Source organism: Sphingobacteriales bacterium (assembly GCA_016719635.1).
GTDB lineage: Bacteria > Bacteroidota > Bacteroidia > Chitinophagales > JADIYW01 > JADJSS01.
On the sequence record JADJYT010000016.1, the window covers coordinates 296,846 to 315,948 of the forward strand.

23 protein-coding genes are annotated in these 19,103 nt (G+C 41.6%); 13 read left to right on the plus strand and 10 right to left on the minus strand.

Translation table 11 applies throughout. The features are described 5' to 3' along the window. Positions 1 to 44: 44 nt before the first annotated feature. The 6 genes from IPM95_16040 to gcvT form a co-directional block, all read right to left on the minus strand. Positions 45 to 650: a thioredoxin family protein gene (locus tag IPM95_16040; protein ID MBK9330768.1), complete on the minus strand. Its 606-nt coding sequence runs from the start codon at positions 648 to 650 to the stop codon at positions 45 to 47. Positions 651 to 653: 3 nt separating this feature from the next. Then, entirely contained in the window at positions 654 to 1,151 is a 498-nt protein-coding gene (locus tag IPM95_16045) for a TlpA family protein disulfide reductase (protein ID MBK9330769.1), read from the minus strand. A gap of 63 nt (positions 1,152 to 1,214) precedes the next feature. Next, positions 1,215 to 2,447 carry a hypothetical protein gene (locus IPM95_16050; protein ID MBK9330770.1) on the minus strand — a complete coding sequence of 411 codons (1,233 nt, stop codon included), beginning with the start codon at positions 2,445 to 2,447 and terminating at the stop codon, positions 1,215 to 1,217. A gap of 11 nt (positions 2,448 to 2,458) precedes the next feature. Further along, a complete protein-coding gene (locus IPM95_16055; GenBank protein ID MBK9330771.1) occupies positions 2,459 to 2,890 on the minus strand; it encodes a hypothetical protein in 432 nt (143 codons plus the stop codon). A 73-nt stretch (positions 2,891 to 2,963) separates the two neighbouring features. Further along, positions 2,964 to 3,755, minus strand: coding sequence for a ceramidase domain-containing protein (locus IPM95_16060; protein MBK9330772.1), 792 nt, complete (start codon positions 3,753 to 3,755; stop codon positions 2,964 to 2,966). A gap of 19 nt (positions 3,756 to 3,774) precedes the next feature. Further along, positions 3,775 to 4,851: a glycine cleavage system aminomethyltransferase GcvT gene (gene gcvT / locus IPM95_16065; protein ID MBK9330773.1), complete on the minus strand. Its 1,077-nt coding sequence runs from the start codon at positions 4,849 to 4,851 to the stop codon at positions 3,775 to 3,777. A gap of 154 nt (positions 4,852 to 5,005) precedes the next feature. Between gcvT and IPM95_16070 the strand changes: the two genes are divergently transcribed. The 3 genes from IPM95_16070 to IPM95_16080 all read left to right on the plus strand — a co-directional run bounded on the left by IPM95_16070 (position 5,006) and on the right by IPM95_16080 (position 8,601). Further along, a complete protein-coding gene (locus IPM95_16070) occupies positions 5,006 to 6,529 on the plus strand; it encodes an alpha/beta hydrolase (protein ID MBK9330774.1) in 1,524 nt (507 codons plus the stop codon). Between the two features lie 5 nt (positions 6,530 to 6,534). Next, on the plus strand, positions 6,535 to 7,350 hold the full coding sequence (locus tag IPM95_16075) for a hypothetical protein (GenBank protein ID MBK9330775.1): 816 nt from the start codon (positions 6,535 to 6,537) through the stop codon (positions 7,348 to 7,350). Between the two features lie 174 nt (positions 7,351 to 7,524). After that, a complete protein-coding gene (locus tag IPM95_16080) occupies positions 7,525 to 8,601 on the plus strand; it encodes an SPFH domain-containing protein (protein ID MBK9330776.1) in 1,077 nt (358 codons plus the stop codon). A gap of 76 nt (positions 8,602 to 8,677) precedes the next feature. Here IPM95_16080 and IPM95_16085 read toward each other — a convergent pair whose 3' ends face one another. Then, entirely contained in the window at positions 8,678 to 9,079 is a 402-nt protein-coding gene (locus IPM95_16085) for a DoxX family protein (GenBank protein ID MBK9330777.1), read from the minus strand. A gap of 176 nt (positions 9,080 to 9,255) precedes the next feature. Here IPM95_16085 and IPM95_16090 point away from each other — a divergent pair, with 176 nt between their 5' ends. The 6 genes from IPM95_16090 to IPM95_16115 all read left to right on the plus strand — a co-directional run bounded on the left by IPM95_16090 (position 9,256) and on the right by IPM95_16115 (position 13,451). Next, the gene (locus IPM95_16090) at positions 9,256 to 9,663 is read left to right on the plus strand and encodes a hypothetical protein (GenBank protein MBK9330778.1); all 408 of its coding nucleotides are present in this window, start codon (positions 9,256 to 9,258) and stop codon (positions 9,661 to 9,663) included. A 45-nt stretch (positions 9,664 to 9,708) separates the two neighbouring features. Next, entirely contained in the window at positions 9,709 to 10,533 is an 825-nt protein-coding gene (locus tag IPM95_16095; GenBank protein MBK9330779.1) for a hypothetical protein, read from the plus strand. 38 nt (positions 10,534 to 10,571) lie between these two features. Continuing rightward, a complete protein-coding gene (locus IPM95_16100) occupies positions 10,572 to 11,039 on the plus strand; it encodes a hypothetical protein (GenBank protein MBK9330780.1) in 468 nt (155 codons plus the stop codon). 166 nt (positions 11,040 to 11,205) lie between these two features. Then, a complete protein-coding gene (locus tag IPM95_16105; protein ID MBK9330781.1) occupies positions 11,206 to 11,661 on the plus strand; it encodes a hypothetical protein in 456 nt (151 codons plus the stop codon). Between the two features lie 18 nt (positions 11,662 to 11,679). Next, positions 11,680 to 12,492, plus strand: a complete 813-nt coding sequence (locus IPM95_16110; protein MBK9330782.1) for a hypothetical protein — start codon at positions 11,680 to 11,682, stop codon at positions 12,490 to 12,492. 392 nt (positions 12,493 to 12,884) lie between these two features. Further along, positions 12,885 to 13,451 carry a hypothetical protein gene (locus IPM95_16115; GenBank protein ID MBK9330783.1) on the plus strand — a complete coding sequence of 189 codons (567 nt, stop codon included), beginning with the start codon at positions 12,885 to 12,887 and terminating at the stop codon, positions 13,449 to 13,451. Between the two features lie 50 nt (positions 13,452 to 13,501). Here IPM95_16115 and IPM95_16120 read toward each other — a convergent pair whose 3' ends face one another. After that, the gene (locus IPM95_16120; GenBank protein ID MBK9330784.1) at positions 13,502 to 15,385 is read right to left on the minus strand and encodes a sensor histidine kinase; all 1,884 of its coding nucleotides are present in this window, start codon (positions 15,383 to 15,385) and stop codon (positions 13,502 to 13,504) included. Positions 15,386 to 15,441: 56 nt separating this feature from the next. On the opposite strand from IPM95_16120, the gene IPM95_16125 reads away from it, so the two are divergent. Continuing rightward, entirely contained in the window at positions 15,442 to 16,080 is a 639-nt protein-coding gene (locus IPM95_16125) for a response regulator transcription factor (GenBank protein MBK9330785.1), read from the plus strand. Here the strand turns inward: IPM95_16125 and IPM95_16130 are convergent. Beyond that, positions 16,077 to 16,556, minus strand: coding sequence for a hypothetical protein (locus IPM95_16130; GenBank protein ID MBK9330786.1), 480 nt, complete (start codon positions 16,554 to 16,556; stop codon positions 16,077 to 16,079). The genes IPM95_16125 and IPM95_16130 overlap by 4 nt on opposite strands. A gap of 173 nt (positions 16,557 to 16,729) precedes the next feature. Here IPM95_16130 and IPM95_16135 point away from each other — a divergent pair, with 173 nt between their 5' ends. The 3 genes from IPM95_16135 (at position 16,730) to IPM95_16145 (ending at position 18,666) form a co-directional block, all read left to right on the plus strand. Next, entirely contained in the window at positions 16,730 to 17,470 is a 741-nt protein-coding gene (locus IPM95_16135; protein MBK9330787.1) for a hypothetical protein, read from the plus strand. A gap of 112 nt (positions 17,471 to 17,582) precedes the next feature. Further along, positions 17,583 to 17,963 carry a RidA family protein gene (locus tag IPM95_16140; protein ID MBK9330788.1) on the plus strand — a complete coding sequence of 127 codons (381 nt, stop codon included), beginning with the start codon at positions 17,583 to 17,585 and terminating at the stop codon, positions 17,961 to 17,963. Between the two features lie 10 nt (positions 17,964 to 17,973). Beyond that, entirely contained in the window at positions 17,974 to 18,666 is a 693-nt protein-coding gene (locus IPM95_16145) for a hypothetical protein (GenBank protein MBK9330789.1), read from the plus strand. On the opposite strand, the gene IPM95_16150 is transcribed toward IPM95_16145, so the two are convergent. Further along, positions 18,661 to 19,095, minus strand: coding sequence for a CBS domain-containing protein (locus tag IPM95_16150; GenBank protein MBK9330790.1), 435 nt, complete (start codon positions 19,093 to 19,095; stop codon positions 18,661 to 18,663). The genes IPM95_16145 and IPM95_16150 overlap by 6 nt on opposite strands. Between the last annotated feature and the right edge of the window lie 8 nt (positions 19,096 to 19,103).

Here is a 19,103-nt window from a genome sequence, read left to right on the forward strand (position 1 = left end):
GATGGCAGCTAAAATTGCTGCCATCTTCTTTTTATCTGTATGTATTATTTCTTCCATTTTATGGAACAGCCTATGGCCTTTGTGGTTTTTGTCTCCACTTCCTTTTTGGCCAACAGGGCATTTACAGCATCCTCCACGTATTTTTGATTGACGGTTTCCGGATTCTCCCAGTTATCATCAATGGCACCAATGTATTTTACCGTTAAGCTCTTACCTTCTTTCTGCACAATATAAATATGTGGTGTTTTTATGGCACCGAACTGTTTGGCAACCTCCTGTGTTGCATCCACCAGATAAGGGAATGTAAAATTCTTTTCATTTGACCGTAGTTTCATGTTGTCATAATTATCGTCCGGATATTGTTCGGCATCGTTCGGATTGATGGCAATTACAGGATATCCCTTTCCTGCGTATTTTTTGTTCAGGGCAATGGTTCTGTCTTCATAGGCCTTGGCATAAGGACAATGATTGCAGGTAAAAGTGATGATAAACCCTTTGGCGTCAGGATAATCCGACATGGAAACCTCTTTGCCGTCAATGTTTTTGAGCTTGAAATCTGCAACGGGAGAACCGATTGTGTAAGCATCTGCTGCGACAGTGTAGGATGAGATGCCTAGAACGGTTACCAGGAATAAAAATAGTTTTTTCATGATTTATAATTTAGCGTGAATAATTTTTTCCAGTGTTTCATAATTCTCATAGTCGCCTTCGTGAAAATAAATCTTCGTTCCATTTTTGTACAGCATGGTAGCCGGTATAGTTCCGGACCACTGCTGTTCAATTTTGTCTATCCAGATGTTTGGATTGCCTGCGGACAAGATAAAACATTCTGAGGAATAAGCATTTTTCTTTAAAAAGTCCGCTACATTGTCATGGCGGCTTTTGGCATCCTGGCTTACTAAAATAATTTTTATAGGTTTGTCTGCAAAGCCTTGAGCCGCTTTTTCAAAATAAGGCAATTCCTCCACACAGGGTTTGCACCACGTTGCCCAGAAATTCACCACATATAAGGTGTCATTTTTTTGCTGCACCCGGTTTTCGTAAGCCGAAAGATTCAGAACAGGAAGCTGTGCATGTATAAAGGTGAATGCAAGCAAAAACAGCGCAAAAGCGCTGACACGAAGGATAAGCTTGCGTTCAGGTAAAAACATATCTCAAAGTAACAAACACTATGCTGTAATGTTGGAGTTCAGATGTTAAAAAGGGTGAAACGCTCAATAACCGGTAATCTTTACCAACGGATAGAACCAGCTTCTCACCTGCTGAATGGCGGCAATATTCGCATCGAGATGATTTAAGTTGCCGAGGCTGTAGAGTTGTACATTGCCGCCTTTTGTCTTAAATGTCTGAAAAGCTATCTCACTGTTGTTATAAAAAGCTATCTCATCACCCTCACTGTGATAAAACCGGGTAGGTGTTTGGGGTATCCAGCCATTGATGATATCATATTCCTTAGCAGCATCTAAAAAAGGGGTGTTGGGTTGATTTTTCAGTGCATTGATAAAGGATGGTTGCAGTGCATTATAGATTGTATCCGGGAACTGTTCATTTATAAACGAAGCATCGTGTTCGCCGTCAAACACTACCTTCACCAGGGAGTCATACGGTGGTATAAAAATAGAATCAAAATCGGGATAAATTTTCTGGGTGGTGTTGATGCTGTGCAGCAGAAAAGGATAGATGCCGGAAACAGGATAGGCAACAGGTGCTTTCAATACATTGAATTGGGTGGATTTTTCAAAAGAAAAAAAACCAGCCATAGGAGCACTGGCTTTGAGTAGGAACTCGTATGGATAGTTGGTTTCCAGGAGTCGCTGTGCGGCCAGCGTCGCGTGTCCGCCCTGAGAATATCCCATTAAGAATAATTCGCGCGACAAATTTATATTGCGAAAGGTTTTTTGTAATAATCTTTCCACGCTCCGCAATAAATCGACCACCGCATTCGCTTCTTCCGTCGGTTCAAAATAATGCTGAACGCCTTCGCTGAACCCCAGCCCGACACCATCCGTTTCGCAGATGATGGCACCTGTTTCGCCGGCAAATAAAAAAGGCACATAATAGTCCAGGTCTCCCGTCATAGAAGCGACTTCGGATTTTCGAATCGCCGTACCGTGCTGATAACTGATGACAGGCAGAAAATAGTAGTTGAGTTCGGGAATATATATCAGCCCGCTGGCAGTAATTTCCTTGTTCTCATAATCATGTGTCTTATAAAAAACCCGGTAAACAGAGACATCGTACTTTGGTTGGAAGAGGCTGCCTGCGTTCGGAATATAAACACTGATTCTGTTTATAATCTGTGCTGCTGTAAGCTTGTCTTTATACTGATGAGAAATGTAGGTAACAGGCGGTGGCGGATACGGATCTATGAATCCAGATTTCGTACAGGAGAGCATTAAGAATACTACACCGGAAAATATAAATCTGAACAGAACTTTTTTCAGCATGGGGCCTGCCATTAGGGTGCAAAATTTACTCTTTCTTTACCCCGTATTTTAAAAATGTGACAGCAGTCATGTCCAACGACGAATGTTTCCTGAACGACTACCACATCGTTGATTTCCCCGAAAAATTCTACGGTCAGGCTGTCTGTTTGTTTGGGTATCTGTCCGTCGCTGACCACCGGATAACCGTATAGCCTGTAGCGGTCAAAATCGGCAGGCGTGGCTCCGACGGATGTGTTGATGAGTGTATCGTTCATTTTATTTTTCGTATAAAACTTAGTCAGGGTTCTCGCAACCGGAGGCATGGTGATATCATCTAATATAATACTAATGGACTTGTATTCCATTGTACACATGGTATTATCACAGGAGTTATTCTTATTGCAGGAGCCAGCAAGAAAAGAAATGACCACCATGAAGACAATGAATATTCTTTGCTTTTTCATAAATGAAAACCGATTATTCAAAATTACAACAAAAATAGATTATCAGCCGCAAAATTAGAAAAGAGCTGTTGGTTCACAGCACCTCCTGTTCTTCGCTGATGTAGTAACGAAACAGAAAATAGGTAGAAAGGCCGCACAGCAAATGCCAGACGCCGTGCCATTGAAACAGGGAATCCGGATTACAGAAACAATGTCCGTCCCAACCGAAATGCCACACGAAGAATGCCGTTAAAAAACTAAGGGAACAAAAAACCGCATATTTAAACTGTACCACCGGCCGGTTCTTCCTGAAATGTAGATATTCATATAACATCCCGGTACAACACACCAGCCCGAAAGCGGCGCTGCCCGGATAAAAATCCAAACCGAATACACTTCTGTAAGTGCCCGCAATATTACAAAGCACTAAACTGAGGATGTAAATGGAAATGAAAACCACGGAACGAAGGTTGTAATAACGCGCCAGTCCAAATGCAAGCATAAATGACCCGAAAAGATACATACTGTTCATATCCAGCAAGCCGCCGGTATGTGTTTCCGTAGCATGCATGGCCATAGAACAAGGGCCAAGCAAGACGGTAACTAGGCAATAAAAAAGCGGAATGAATGGATGTTTAAAAAAGAAACCACTTTTATTGATGGCACTATGGCTTAACATCCACGCGCAGCTGATACCTGAAATAATAAAACCTATATTGGAGAAGGAGTTCACCGGTTGTAATATCAGGCCGCTCCCGGTAGCTTCACAAAAATTACCGCCTGAACCATCCGGTATACCAAACCACGCGGAAGCCAGTGCCACATAAAACAACAACAGTATAAAGAGTGTGAAGACAAGCGTAATCCGAAACGTATTTTTTAGCATGCAGATAATTTATCCGGATTTATAAAAACGGCAGTTTTACCACTTTGGCCTTCAGCAATTTTCCTCGTATGTCTATATAGATTTCCGAATCAACGGCGGCCAATGCGGATTTTACATAACCGAGCCCCACGCCATAACCCAGACTGGGCGATTGGGTGCCGGAGGTAACATGGCCTATTTCTTTTCCACCGGCATCTTTTATCAGGTAGTGGCCGCGCGGGATGCCGCGGTCAATCATGGTGAAGCCCACCAGTTTTTGCGGCAGGCCCGCTTCTTTCCGTTGCAGCAGAATATCCTTTGCAACAAAATCCTTGTTGAATTTGGTCACCCAACCCAACCCGGCTTCCAATGGAGAAGTGGTGTCATCTATATCATTTCCGTACAGGCAAAATCCTTTTTCCAGCCTTAAGGTATCCCGGGCGCCTAAGCCGATGGGTTGTAATCCAAAGGGTTTTCCTGCTTCCAGTATTTTATTCCACACCTCCACGGCATGATCTTTATGGAAATATAATTCAAACCCGCCGGCGCCGGTGTATCCCGTTGCGGAAATGATTACGTTGTCTACGCCGGCAAAACTTCCCCTTACAAACCGGTAATAAGGAATGGATTTCAACGCCACAGACGTGAGGGATTGTAAAGCATCAGCTGCCTTTGGCCCCTGTATTGCGAGCAGCGCCACCCGGTCTGAAATATTGTGCATTTCCGCATTGTCGCTATTGTGCCGGTTAAACCAGGCCCAGTCTTTGTCGATATTTCCGGCATTGACCACACACATATAGTTGCCGTCATCGAGGTGATAGACCAGCAGATCATCCACGATACCGCCCTGCTCATTCGGCAGATAGCCGTACATCGCCTGCCCGCGCTCTAATTTCGACACATCGTTGGAAACGATTTTCTGCAGCAGCGGCAGCGCTTTTTCTCCTTTCAGCACAAATTCGCCCATGTGCGATACGTCGAACATGCCAACGGCATTGCGCACACAATGGTGTTCATCCAAATCAGAAGAATAGCGTACCGGCATATAGAATCCGGCAAAGTCCACCATTTTTGCGCCTAAGGCAATATGGGTATCGGTGAGAGGGGTGGTTTTCATGGAAACAAAAGTACGAAAATTGCAACAGATGAAAGTAACTTTTGAAAAGCAGGCTAAAATATAAAAATGCCTAAGATTTTTAGCAACTATATCAAAAAAGAAATTTACATCTTTAATTTTAAATTAGTAACTTTGAAATATAAATTCAAATAAAATGGAAAAAACACGAATCATAGGAAACAGCACAACCGTTTTCTTATCTCTGTTTTTTAGTATACTTATATTCAGTTGTACCAAAGAAGTTAGGTTAGATGAAACAACGGCATCAGCATCTGCTCATTTAAGGACAGCAGCGGATGGTACAAAAAAAGAAGAGAGTGCCGATTTAAGTATGCTAACCTCTCCGTTAAGGGATATATTAAGATATAATCCTGAATACCTGAACACTATTTCCAGGTCGGCGGTTAGTATCAATGCGAGCGGTGGCGGCGGCGGAGAAGATTTTCATTGCTGTAACGGTATTTGTTTAACAGTACCCACCAACCCCGACCCGGGTACTTTTTATTATCCGTATGATGCTTTTGGGAATAAGGTAAATTACATAGGCCAATATGGTCCTGACGACAGACAGAAATATTATGTGTACCTGCCAAACAATGTAACCGCCAATTCCCCGGTGGTAGTGATGATACCCGGTGGTGGTTGGTTTTCAGGGCAAGAGGTGAATGTTTTGGGATTTCCTTATAACTGGGGAGGCAGCTCAAGTGTTAGTATGGTTAAGGATTTATTGGATAATGGATATGTAGTGGTATCTATGGTTTATCGATTAGTACAATTGGGCAATAATCAATCAGAATTTACAGCTAATCCTATTGGCTGGCAAAATCAGATTGACGACATTACACTTGCTGTTAATCATATAAGAGCTAATTTTTCAACTTGTTTATGGGGGAAAAGCTTAAATGCAAACATTATACACATACTTGGCGAGAGTGCCGGGGGGCATTTGGCATTAATGTATGCCTATACACATCCTAATCAAACATACATACACTCTGTCATTTCAATGTATGCTCCAACAAACTTGCAAACTATGGATAACTGGATTAATATTATTCCTTATTCATTTACTTGTATAACCGGTAGTTATTCTACATATGATATCCCATTAGAGTATAATTGTGATTGGCATTTTAGATTTAAAGGACACCATCTACCGTACTATTGGCCCGTAAATTATAACGAGTCAGGTGTAGATAATAATGTGTATTTTAACAACTGTACTACAAATAATCTCGCAACTGTCTTTCCTGGATCAGACTATCATATATATCCAGGGCATAATTTATTTCAATCAGCAAGAAAAGATATTATAACCACACCATTAACAGATGCAACTCTTTTTCAATTTAGTCCAAGGTACACCACTAATGTTGGTGCATATCCTACATTTATTATGCATGGGACAGAAGACAATATTGTGCCGTATGATAAAGGAACTGATGGAATGCAGTCTGCATTACAAACAGCTGGTGGTGTAAAATTTGAAGACAATTTGACTAGTACTTCAGCGATGCCTACAAGTTATATTATACCACACTTGATTAGGAAATATTGTCGTGCGGATCATGGATGGAAAGCTATAGACCCATACAACTCTAATAACACTCAAGTATTAACTACTAATTTAAGAAATAGAATACGAATTGATGTTATTACTTGGCTAAACAATCACTGAAAAAAATGAGAATAATATATTTAATGATTGCGGTAGTATTGCTGTCCTGCAAAAGAACAGATCAGAATATGAACATTCTGTCTGGAAAAATAAAAGCGCTGAAAGTAATCGACTCTGTTAGCAGCTTTGCGTATGAATATGAGTTTTATTATAATGATTCTACAGGCGAATTAATTAATGTAAAAAAGAATAACGCTCCGTATATTGATATCTATCCTGTTAACGATACCACATTGGGTGTTAATAGGCTAAATGATACATCCGGAGTCGAACATTATGAAATAATATACAACCGCCAACGACAGGTTCAATCCATGAAGTGGGTATACGACTCTGCCTTCAAGATGGATAATTATTCCTTTATATACAACACGGATAAACCGGATACAATAAGGGAGTTAGGTATTCCTCCCTTAAAATTTGATATTGTAAATTATGACTTTGCGTTTGAAAATAATAATTGTACTTCACTGGTCTCAAGCTATCAGAAAGCCTTTCTTAGCGGAACTATTCAGGAAACAAAAACGATAAGCTATACTTATTATGATTATGAAAACAACTATACAATCCCGCTTCAAACCATACTGCAAAATCCGGATGTATACATAACAACCCCAACAGATGTACTGACTTTAGCCTATATAGCAAATTTAAGAGAACTTACGGTTGGTTATACGAATCGGAATTTAATTAAAGAAAGAGAAAGTATCTGGAAATACAATTACTATTTTAATTCTAATGGCCTTGTCTCAAAGATAAATTGGTTTGATATTAACAACCCTTCCCTGTTAAACAAAGTTTATTTGCTGGAATATTATTAACTTATCGGCTCCTTCAGGGTTACTGTGAACCTCCTGCGTTCTGTTAGCATCGTGCAATATTCCGATAATTTACCTATTTAGATAAATCCGGAACTTTTAACGTAAAAAAACAGTTATACTCTTTCACAACCAGGTATATTTTTATAAATTGGATAAAATTAAAATGCGAACACCATGGGACTTTGGGACAAACTAAAACACGAGTTCATTGATATCATCGAATGGACGGACGACACACAGGACACGATTGTATGGAAATTTCCCCGCTATCAAAACGAAATTAAAAACGGCGCACAACTCACCGTCCGCGAATCACAGGTGGCGGTTTTTCTGGATGAAGGGAAACTGGCCGATGTTTTTCAGCCGGGCAGATATGAACTGACCACTGCCAATACACCCATCCTGGCCACTCTGCGCGGATGGAAATATGGTTTCAATTCTCCGTTTAAGGTGGACATTTACTATGTCAATACCAAACAGTTTACCGACCAGAAATGGGGTACTAAAAACCCGATTACACTCAATGACCCGCGTTTCGGTATGATAGAAATCCGGGCGTTCGGGAACTTCTCCTTCCGCGTGACGGATGCCGGAAAATTCATGAAAGAGATTGTGGGTACCGATGGAAACTTTACAACGGAAGGGATCTCCAATCAGCTGAGAGCACTGGTAGTGACTAAACTGACGGATGCCATTGCGGAAAGCAAATTGAAAATTGAGGAATATGCTTCCAACCTCGAAGAGCTTTCCAAATTCGGAACGGAAAAGTTATCCGATGATTTTGATGCGTATGGATTAAAGGTAACAACCCTGCTGGTAGAAAATATCTCGATGCCGGAAGAGGTGAAGAAGGAAATCTTTGAATTATCCCGTCTGGATAAGATTGATATGCAGAAACTGACCCAGTGGAAAACCGCCCAAGGCATTGAAAAAGCCGCAGAAAGCGGAGGCATGGCGGGCGCTTTTGTGGGTGTCGGCATGGGAGGTATCTTACAGGGCGGTATGGCAAACGCACAAAACGGTGGTGCCACACCACCACCGGTCATGCAGATTTTTGTGGCGGTGAACGGACAGCAGTCCGGACCGTTTGATGTGCCGCAACTGACACAACTGGCACAGAACGGACAGCTGAAAGCGGATACGCTGGTATGGAAAGCGGGCATGGCAGCCTGGGCCGCAGCCTCTACGCTGCCGGAGTTGTCAGGAATCTTAAATTCGGTTCCGCCGCCGATTGCTCCACCGGCTCTATAATTGAACGAATGAATAAAAATTAAAAGCCCTGTTACAAATTGTAACAGGGTTTTTGAATATATCGTCTGAGTTAGAATTATCTTCTTACAATCTTCAGGGCATATTTTCCCGGTCCTGTGAGAAACAGTGCCAGGAACACGACACCACTCTCCAGTGCGTGTGAATAGCCGTTGAATCCATCGCCGTTATTGTAATGTACAAGGCAGGCTATAAACATGGTGAAAACAAGCATAGCCAGTGCAGGCCGGAATAAAAACCCCAACACGAGACAGAGCCCTCCGCCAAACTCCGCCAATGAGGCCATGAAACCCCAGAATACGGGAAAAAAATTTACACCAATATTGCTCATAGCACCACCAATCTTAACCCACATGTCCGGGCCTCCCATCACTTTGGGATAACCGTGCAGCATAAAAGCAATGCCGATTCCAAGGCGGATTATCAGCAATCCGTAATCTGTATTGTACTTGTTTAACATCTTGGTTTTGATTTATTTACTAAAGATACTTTTTTATTCGTATTCCCGGCTTTTCTCTACCGGTGGTTTTCCCTGAATTATTTCTTTGGTGGTTTGGGCTGAAGATAAAGTTTCCCGTTTGGCGGAATTTTACATCATCAAACAAACACATTCATCACCACTAAAAAATAACCAAAATGAAAACAGTAACCACCACCATCGCAGCCATCCTGTTCGCAGTAATGTCCATCACTTCTGCTTCGGCTAAAACCACCACCATGACCAAAGACCGGTTTGACCTGGTGTTCAAGGGTATCGACAACAGCATCGTAGGTACCTGGGAGAAGAACAAAGATGCCGCTTCCGGCACCGCTTCCGAGTTCTGTCAGTTCAATGCCAATGGAACCTATGTTTCCTTTACACAGGCAAACGGCAAGATCATGGTAACGGGCAGAGGCAGCTGGATGGTGAAAAACGGACAAATCACCATTGTGAACGGCGGAGAGGTTTCTTCCGTCGCGGCATACAGCGCAACAGACAACCAGCTGGTTTTCGGGGAAGAAACTGGGTATTCCAAACCGACGGCAGCGTTTGCCAGCAGATAAGATCATTGCGGAAAATCATTCATCAACAATATAAAATCAAACAAAATGAAAACAGTAAATCAAATCAGAAGCATGGCGGCTATAGCAGCAGTCATCTTCACAGCCACCCTGAGCGGATGCAAGAAAACAGAGGTCGCACCGGTGACACCGCCGCCTGTTAATAACACACCGCCACCCGTTGTGGTGCAGCCGTCAGTAAATACCAAACCACGGTTCATTACAACCACAGAAAATGGAAGCACCATAAAGTCCCAGGCTTATGAGTACGATTCTCAGGGCAGACTGATACGGTTTTTTTCTAAGAATACCACATCCGTTGATACCGTTATTATAAACTTCAATGTAGTACTATTCAAGTCAGAGCGAAATTCCGGTGTCAGCATCCAAAAGCTGTTTTTAAACGGAGATAAGACAATGAAAAATCTGTTTACCTCTAACATCGAAGTACAATTTGAAAACAACCAAAATAAAATAAGCAGGTTAGCTCAAAGCGTCGATAACGGACCCTTTAATAATATTGCAGGGTTGGACTATACCAATAACAACCTGAGTTCCATTACCGCAGAAGCTGTATTGTCCTTTAATTACTATAACGATCTGCCTTACCAAAAGGGCATTAACGAACCGCCTACAGCCTTCAAGCCTTTTCAGTATTATAAGGTATTGGAACAGGAAGGAGCTACAACCAGCGTATTATACAATAAACTGCTCAAACAATCCGTCCTTAATGCAGGAATCCGCCGGGAGCAGCATGATTATATCTATACATTCGATTCCGACAACCGGGTAACGAAGATTTCAGAGACAATTACAATCACCATCGGCAGTTCTTCCACCCAAAAAATACATGAAAACATTATTGCTTATTAAACAACAAACAATATTCCATCACTTCAAAATCTTCAGTCATGAAAACACAAACAAACATACTCTGCATTGCTGATAACAGCTTAAAGAGTTTACAACAGAAGATCATTCGAACCACCCTTGGTATAATCCTGCTGATACTGATGCTTTTTATGCAGTCCTGCAAGAAGGAAAGCCTCTCCGGACCAGGTGGTGTTGATAGCAGGCTTACCGGCACCTGGCAAAACCAGGAAATACTGGGAAGCGGCGATGTCACACAAACCAGTGTGGCAGAAATAACGTTTAATGCTGACGGCTCCGGATTTGAAGAAACATTTAGCCTGGGCCCGTTCGGACAAACCCCGAGAGAAAGAAGTAACTTTTCCTGGACAGCCAGAGGCGGTAATGTCATTCGCCTGCAGTTCGAGAATGGCTCTGCAGATTTTAAGGTTACCATTACCGACAGCGGCGATGGAATGGCCTTAACCTTTCCAAACGGCAATAGGGTAATATACTCAAGAATCGGATAGCTTAAAATGCCGTTCTTTATATATAGCCGCCCCGGCGGTGGTTATATATCTTAAAGCTACCGGTGGTTTTCCCTGAATATTTTCTTTGGTGGTATAAGCTGAAGATAAACGCCCCTGTTTGAACGAATTTTACACTATCAAATAACAAACACTAAAAATAAACAAAATGAAATCGAAGATTCACGAACTCAAAAACTTAAAAACGAAGACAATGAGTAAGATTGTCACAACAATCGCAATCCTGGTATTTATGACATTATCAACGGCATTCGGACAAACTAAAAAGATTGACAGGGCCATCGTTGGCAACTGGGCTCAGCAGGACATGATTGCCAGCAGCGGATACGGTGATTATGCCTCTTACACATCTGTGACCTATTACCAGTTTTCGGCAGACGGTACCGTTTGTGTGACAGACGGAGGATCGGTAAGCAGCGGAAACGACTGGAGCTACAGCGGGAAAGGCGGAAACGCTAATTGCGGCAAATGGTATGTTCAAGACGGGTATATCTGCTTTGAGCAAAACGGTCAGCCATACGGATACATCAAATACACGCTCCACAACGGAAAGCTGGTGTTGGGTCAAAGTGGAAATTACAAATTCTTAGAACCGGCAAATTAATCAAAAAAATTAATAATTATGAAAACGAACAAAACAATCAGAAGTAGGGTAGCCATGATGGTTATCCTCTTCGCAGCAGCGGCAACAGGTTGCAAAAAAGAAAGTGAAATAACGCCCGGCAACGGCATAAACACCCCGCCGGTCAACCCGGTTGCGACAGCGGTATCTACCAAACCAAGAAGTATTATTACTTCTGAAAACGGAACAGATTTACGAAAGCAGATTTACGAGTATGATGCTCAAGGCAAGCTGACAAAATATGAGTCAACCGGCACTTCATCAGATTCTGTATTAGTGAATGGAAACAGCGTTACATTTAAAAGACCTGGTTCAAATAATGCCGTCCTGGTGCTTACTTTTAATCCTGACAAGACCTTCAAGGCATCATTTACTGCTAACACACAGTTTGATTTCATAAACAACCAGTCAAAACTAAGCAGGATGACGCAGGCCAGCCCTAACAACATACCTGCAACAGATGCCGTATTTAACTATACCAATAATAATATTGGCTCAATGGCCTCTGAAATCCGAGTTGAGTTGGATTACTTCGATAACCTGCCATACCAAAAGGGTATCAATGAAATACCAATAGCGCTGAAACCGATAAAATATTATAAAATAATGGAACAGGAAAACGCCACATCGACGGTATTGTACAACAAAATGCTTAGAAGTGTAAGCCTGGTTTCCGGCAGCAGAAGAGAAACGCACGAGTATACATATGCGTTCGATGCAGATCGCCGGGTAACTCAAATAAATGAACTGATAACAAATTCAACCGCTACATCATCTTCTCAAAGAATTTTAAAAAGCAGCGTTTCCTACTGATTCTTAAAACCCAAAAGAATAAAGAGATATTCGGTAAGTTTTTATTTGATGGGGTTCCGGAACTTTAATAGTTTCGGAACTTTTTTTTATTTCTCAATCAGCAACGGGTGGTTTTCCCTGGGTATTTTCTTTGGTGGTTTAGGCTAAAGATAAACACTCCCGTTTGAACGAATTTTACACTTTCAAATTACAAACACTATAAATATACAAAATGAAAACGAACCAAAAGATCAGAAGTAGGACAGCCATGATGGGTATCCTCTTCGCCGTAAATATGTCCTGCTGTAAAAAAGAAACCCTCAATGCAGCTCCTGCTGGCGTTAACAGAAAACCGGTTTCTATAATTACCCAAACCGACAGAGGCGAGATTGTATCTGAAGAAAAATTTACCTGTGAAAAAAAATCTGTTGGTGAAATATATTTCTATCGGATCTGCCCTGAAAGATTCTATGCTTATCATTCAGGACAATAACCGTTCCGGGGTGGAGGCATACTTTACCTTTGGAAGAAGGGTTTTTAAAAATGAAACAATACTTGACCCCGGACAGCAAATAACACAATCCTCCACCAATCCGTTAAGTTCTCAAATGGCAGATGTTGTATATACAGATAATAACATCGCCGGTTTTGTTACAGGGAATGACACGGTAAGTATCACGTATTATGATGAACTGGATTACCAAAAAGGAATAAATGCAATTCCTGCCGGACTGCCGATGCTCAGACATTTCCGTTTGCTCGAACTCAATGATATGACCTCCACCAAACTGTATTCAAAACTTATAAAGTCCGTAAGATTCAAGAATTTCAGTTCAATCAACAACCTGTTTATAAACAATTATGATTACACATTTGACGCACAAGGGAGAATTACAGAAATCCGAGACGAATCGTCTTTTGGAACTATCGGATTTGTATTTTCAAGTTCAACAAAAACAAGAACCATTTCCTACAAATAAATCCCCTATGCTGTTTGAAAAGTAAGAACCGCTCCTTCCGGCGGTTTTTGCTATAACGGTATCTCAACATTTATGGAGGTTCCCTTTCCTGCTGCAGAATCAATATCCATTTTTCCACCCATCAGCTCTATCCTTTGCTGCATACTGTGCAGGCCGATACCCTCCATGTTTATAATCGTCTCCACATCAAACCCTTTGCCATCATCTTCCACTGCCAGGGAAAGCCGCTGTTCATGTCTGCTTACCTGTACCAATACTTCTTTTGCGGCAGCATATTTTAAAATATTATTCAGCAGCTCCTGAATAATACGATAGGCCAGTAGTTCCATTTTAGCCGGCAGGCGTTCTTCCAGTCCATAATGCTGAAAATCTATTTTCAGATTACCGCTATTTTCCGCCTGCCTGCAAAACTGTTCCAAAGCCTCCACCAGTCCTAAGCGCTCCAGCGCGGAAGGCATCAGCGCATGCGATATCTTTCGGATGTCCTGTGAAGCCGTATTCAATAAGTCCAGCGCTGCATTATATTCGTGGTCGTTTTGAATCTCCTTACGTGATTTTTTAAAATTCGTGAACTGCAGTTTGATCATACTCATCAAGCCGCCGATACCGTCGTGCAGCTCTTTGGCCAGCCGCATACGCTCCTGCTCCTCACCATCCATAATCGCCTGGGTCAGTTCTAATTTTTTCTGCTGCTCAATGGTCACAATTTTATTTTGCAGCAAGACCTGCCGTTGTCTGAAAAAGATATAAACCATAACCGCGCCCGCCAGTAAAACCGCCAGTAAAAAGATTGTAATAATCAGTCGTGTTTTTGCCTGTCTTATTTTCACCTGCTGTTGGGCAATCTGCGTTTCCTTCTTGGCGGTTTGGTATTTCGTTTCGAGTTCATTCAGTGTGTTGTTTCTTTTTTCAGAAAAAACACTGTCGTTGTATTGCTGGAAAAGCTGTGCCGCCAGGTAGGCGTTTTTATAGTCCCCGGTGAGCGCATAATATTCTTTTTTCAACGCATACAGATTCTTATACAACTGGAACGAATTCGATTTCTGCGCATATACCATCCCTTTATCAATGGCGGTATTGGCATCCGGCAACCGTCTAAGTTTCAAATGTATCGCTGCATTTTTGATATACGCCAGGCAAATATCATATTCTGCTCCCGTCTTTAAAATATAGGATAAATAGGCAGCTGCGGAGCGTTGCGCTTCTGTGGGCTTGTTGTCTGCCAGATAGTATTCGGTGAATGCCTTACAGGCATACGCCTGCACAAAATCATCATCGATAGCCTTACCGATGCCAAGCGCCTCGGCCGCGAGTGTCTTCGCACTGTCCGGCATTTTATTGTTCACAAATGCCACAGACAAATCGTGTGCAATCATTCCGATGCTGAACGAATCTTTCTCTTTTAACGACGTCTGATACGCCAATTTGTTATACACCAGATTCTTTTGGTATTGTTCCGTGTTGTTATAAATGGAGGCGATATTGCTGAAACAAATTGTAAGTCCCTTATAAAAATTAATCTGCTCAAAGAGGGCGGCGGCTTTGAGGTAATGTTGAATCGATAAATCAAAATATCCTTTTCGCTGGTAAATGTTAGCGATGGTATTGTACGTAATACCCTGTTCCTTAATGTTGTTAAGCTGCTGAAAAATGGCTGTGGCATTTTTACAATATGCCATAGCCTTGTCTATATCCGTCTGGCTGGTAATCAGCGCCAGCCGGCGGTAACTTTTCCCGATTATTTCCGGCTGCTTTTTAGCTGCCTCCTCATTGCGGACGACGTATGAGTAATAAAACAGTGCACTGTCCGGATTATCTTTGTCCGATTTTTGAGCTTTTTCATAAATCGTTGTGATGTCCTCCGTTGCCCGAACAGAAAATGGCTGTGCCCAAAAAGCCAGTAATCCTAAAAAATATGTAATACGTTTTATCAAAAAAGTAAATGTATCCTATAAAAGTATTATTTTTATTAGGTATTTAATAAGAAACCATGATGACAGTTGGCATTATAGATGATCACGGAATTGTGCTCCAGGGTGTGAGCATGCTGTTTAAACAGCAAGAAGATTACGATGTGCTTTTTGCAATCAATAATTTGACGGATGGACTGGAAGCATTAAACGGCACGCCTCCTCAGGTGTTATTTTTGGACATCAACATCAAGGGCGATGACGGACTGGAGGCCATTAAGGTCATCAAAAAGAAAAATCCATCCATTAAAATCATCATGCTTACCTCCTTTGAGGAAACGGCGCTGGCCAAAACAGCCCTGCGCAACGGTGCCGATGGTTATTTATTAAAAGATGCCACCGAAACTGAATTTCTGGATGCGGCAAATGCCGTTGTGAACGGACAGCAGTATATCCAGAAAAGCGTACAGGATTTACTGCTCAAAGATGCCATGGGACAAAAGAAAGACAACTCCTATATTCCCAAACTTACCCGCCGTGAAAAGGAAATTCTGCAGCTCATCGTGGATGAAAAAACCACGCAGGAAATTGCGGATACGCTGTTTCTGAGTGTCAGTACGGTGGAAACGCACCGCATGAATCTCATCAGCAAACTCGGGGTGAAAAATGCCGCCGGACTGGTAAAGATTGCTCTTGAAAAGGGATTGCTGAAAGACTAAATCTTTTCAAACACCACCCGGAACTTCGCCTGTTTATTGGCTGCTGTACGGGCAAAATAGCTGACCCGGAACGCCTCCGTTGTTCTGGATTCGATTTCCCATATTTCATTCGTTCCGGTTCCTGCCACCCTAAGCAGCTCACCACCGTTTTGTTCTTCAATGATTCCCTGATCTTTAATGTCCGGATCTAAAACATTGCATTTTGTCGGGCCTTCATCTAGCTGGAATGTATTGGTCACGGCATTGAATTTCCAGATATTATCTTTCGCACAATCCGGCTTAGAGGTTAGTATGTCTACTACCGGAATCGTATCAATAACGGAATCTGTTGAAACAAGGATACTGGCTTTGCGCCAGTTGCTTTTGGCCAGTTCGTCAATAAGGGAAGGTGTTGATTCTTTGGTGCAGGCAAATACCATTAAAACAATAGCCAAAACGGCAGTTGCCTTAAACGTAATGGAAGGTGGATTTTTCATACTGTTCGTTTTTCGGTTGAACTAAATGTACTACAAATATTAATATTTTTATGCTGCCTTTTATGGCGGAAAACCACATTTTTTTATTTTAATGGTTTTCATGGAGATGTGTTTTCATTAATTTTTGGGTATAAAATTCTTTTAGTTGTGTTATTATCATTTAACTTTACAACATGCAAACCACCGACGAACACATCATTAATAAGTTCCGGGAGATGATTGAAAATCGATATGTGTACAGTGATTTAAAACAACGATTCGATTTGCCGCCATCTATAACGGAAGATGTCATTGAGGAAATCAAAACCTATTTTCTCGACACGATTTATCCGCATGCTTCTGAGCGCAAAAAGCTGGAAACGGCATTTAAAGATTTGGCGGATTATGTGCATTCTCCCCGTAAAATCTGGGGTTTATTCGGCGATATGGCCAGGGCCCTTTTCAAATTCGGGCGTCACTTCATGCAGGCGCTGCGGGCCGGCATGGATTCACTGAACTCATTTATGGGTGCCAAAAACTTTGAACAGTCCATGGCTGCCATAGCTAATAAAAATGGCATCATACCGCCCATGACAGATGAGGATTTTGAAGAAACCCTTTATCAGTTGCCCCGGGAAGATATCGAAAAATTTATCCATGATGTCAGGAGCCTGTTCGGCGCGATGGTGAATACCGTATTGCTGAAAAAAACACTGGACATTTTGCAGCATGTGATAGAAACGATGGAACACAAACCGGAGGTTTTTCCGCAGGCGGATATAGATGGTATTAAACTGGGCAAGGAGTTGCTGCAAAGGGGCTACAGTATTTTTTCAAAATATGACGAGCCTACCAAAAATGCCATCGTCGATTTTATTTACAAGAACGAGATGTGGTTTGTCGATGAAGTGTACAGAAAGAAAGAAGGAAAGTAGTTTCTGTATTTAAGTGTGACGTTTTATTTAAGAAACATTTACATTTCATAACAATCGTTTTTCCTAATTTTGAAGGATATACCTTGTTGTAACAAAAAACTCTGACCCTTTTATGGCGAGAAAAATAATTTACACGGATGATGCTCCCGAACCGATAGGTCCTTATTCTCAGGCCGTATATATCAGTGGAATGCTGTTTGTTTCCGGGCAGATTCCTTTAGATCCGTTTTCCGGGACATTAATTAAAAACGGGATTGAAGACGAAACCGTTCAGGTGATGGAAAACCTGAAGGCAATCCTGCATGCCGCCGAGATGGATTTTTCCAATGTGGTGAAATGTTCCATCTTCTTATCCGACATGCACGATTTCCCAAAGGTGAATGAAGTGTATGGCAGATATTTTAAAACCAATCCGCCGGCCAGAGAAACCGTGGAAGTAAGTGTATTACCCAAAAATGCGAATATTGAAATTTCCTGTATTGCTGTCCGTTAATGCCTGTCCTATGAATAAAATCTATCTATCAGCCCTCCTTGTTTCTTTCTTTATAAAAGCCCTCGCGGCAACCAATGGCACAGGTCAAACTGATACATCCAAAAATATAACCTTTCCGGCTGTCAATTGCCAGCCCGCCATTGACTCTTTCCTGGCAAGGTGGAAATCCACCAAAGAAGCCGGTTTTTACCTCGTGAATAAAAACATGCAACAACAATATAATTTCATTACGATTGACAAGGACAAATACACCAAAACGTCTTGCCCGAAAGGCTATCCTTTGCCTTCCTTCATCAGTTGTTATAATAAATCCGCCAAGAGTATCCTGGACTCCCTCTTTAAGTTGAATTTCCTGCAAAAAGCAGATTCAATCTTAAATAATTACGATAAAACCGGAAGAGGTTATAAAAATGCCGAATTTCCGGGGGGTGCAGCCGCTTTGATGAAATACCTGAATAAAAACGTTATCCTTCCGAAAGAAACACCGCTGAGCGATACAACGAAATTAATACGCGTGTTCTTTTCATTTATTGTGGATGAAAAAGGCAGGATATCTGAAATCAATAAGGTAAAATCCAATTGCAAGGTTTGTGAAGATCCTGTTTATCTTGCCATAACAAAATTCCCCGCATTTGATCCGGCTATGGAGGCAGGGAAAAAGAAAAAGGTAAAATACATACTGCCTTTTACCAGGAAGCTATAAATTTATCGCTCTCTTTTTGGCTGTGACAAATGAAACAAGTTCATCCACATTATCTTTGTCAATTATTCCTATAATCTGATTATCTTCTTTTACTATCAGTATGTGTTCGGCAGTATTGGCCAGCAGCTGCCTGGCAGTTAAAAGATCTAAACCTGCGTCGGCAAAGGCCAGCGCCTTGTGCATATACTTTGTAATCGATGCATTTTCATCGTCTTTTCGCAAAGCCCTGACTATGTGTTTTTTTGTCAAAACACCAATCATGGTTGTTTTATGATAAATGAGTATCATCTTATTTTGAGTAGACAGTATCATCTTTATCGCATCCTTAATGGTGTGGTGGTCCTGCAGGGATTTATACTGGTTGATGACAATATCTTTTATCGTATAGTTTTTAAAGATCCCGATGATTGCTTCTGACGATTGTTTCATGATTAATT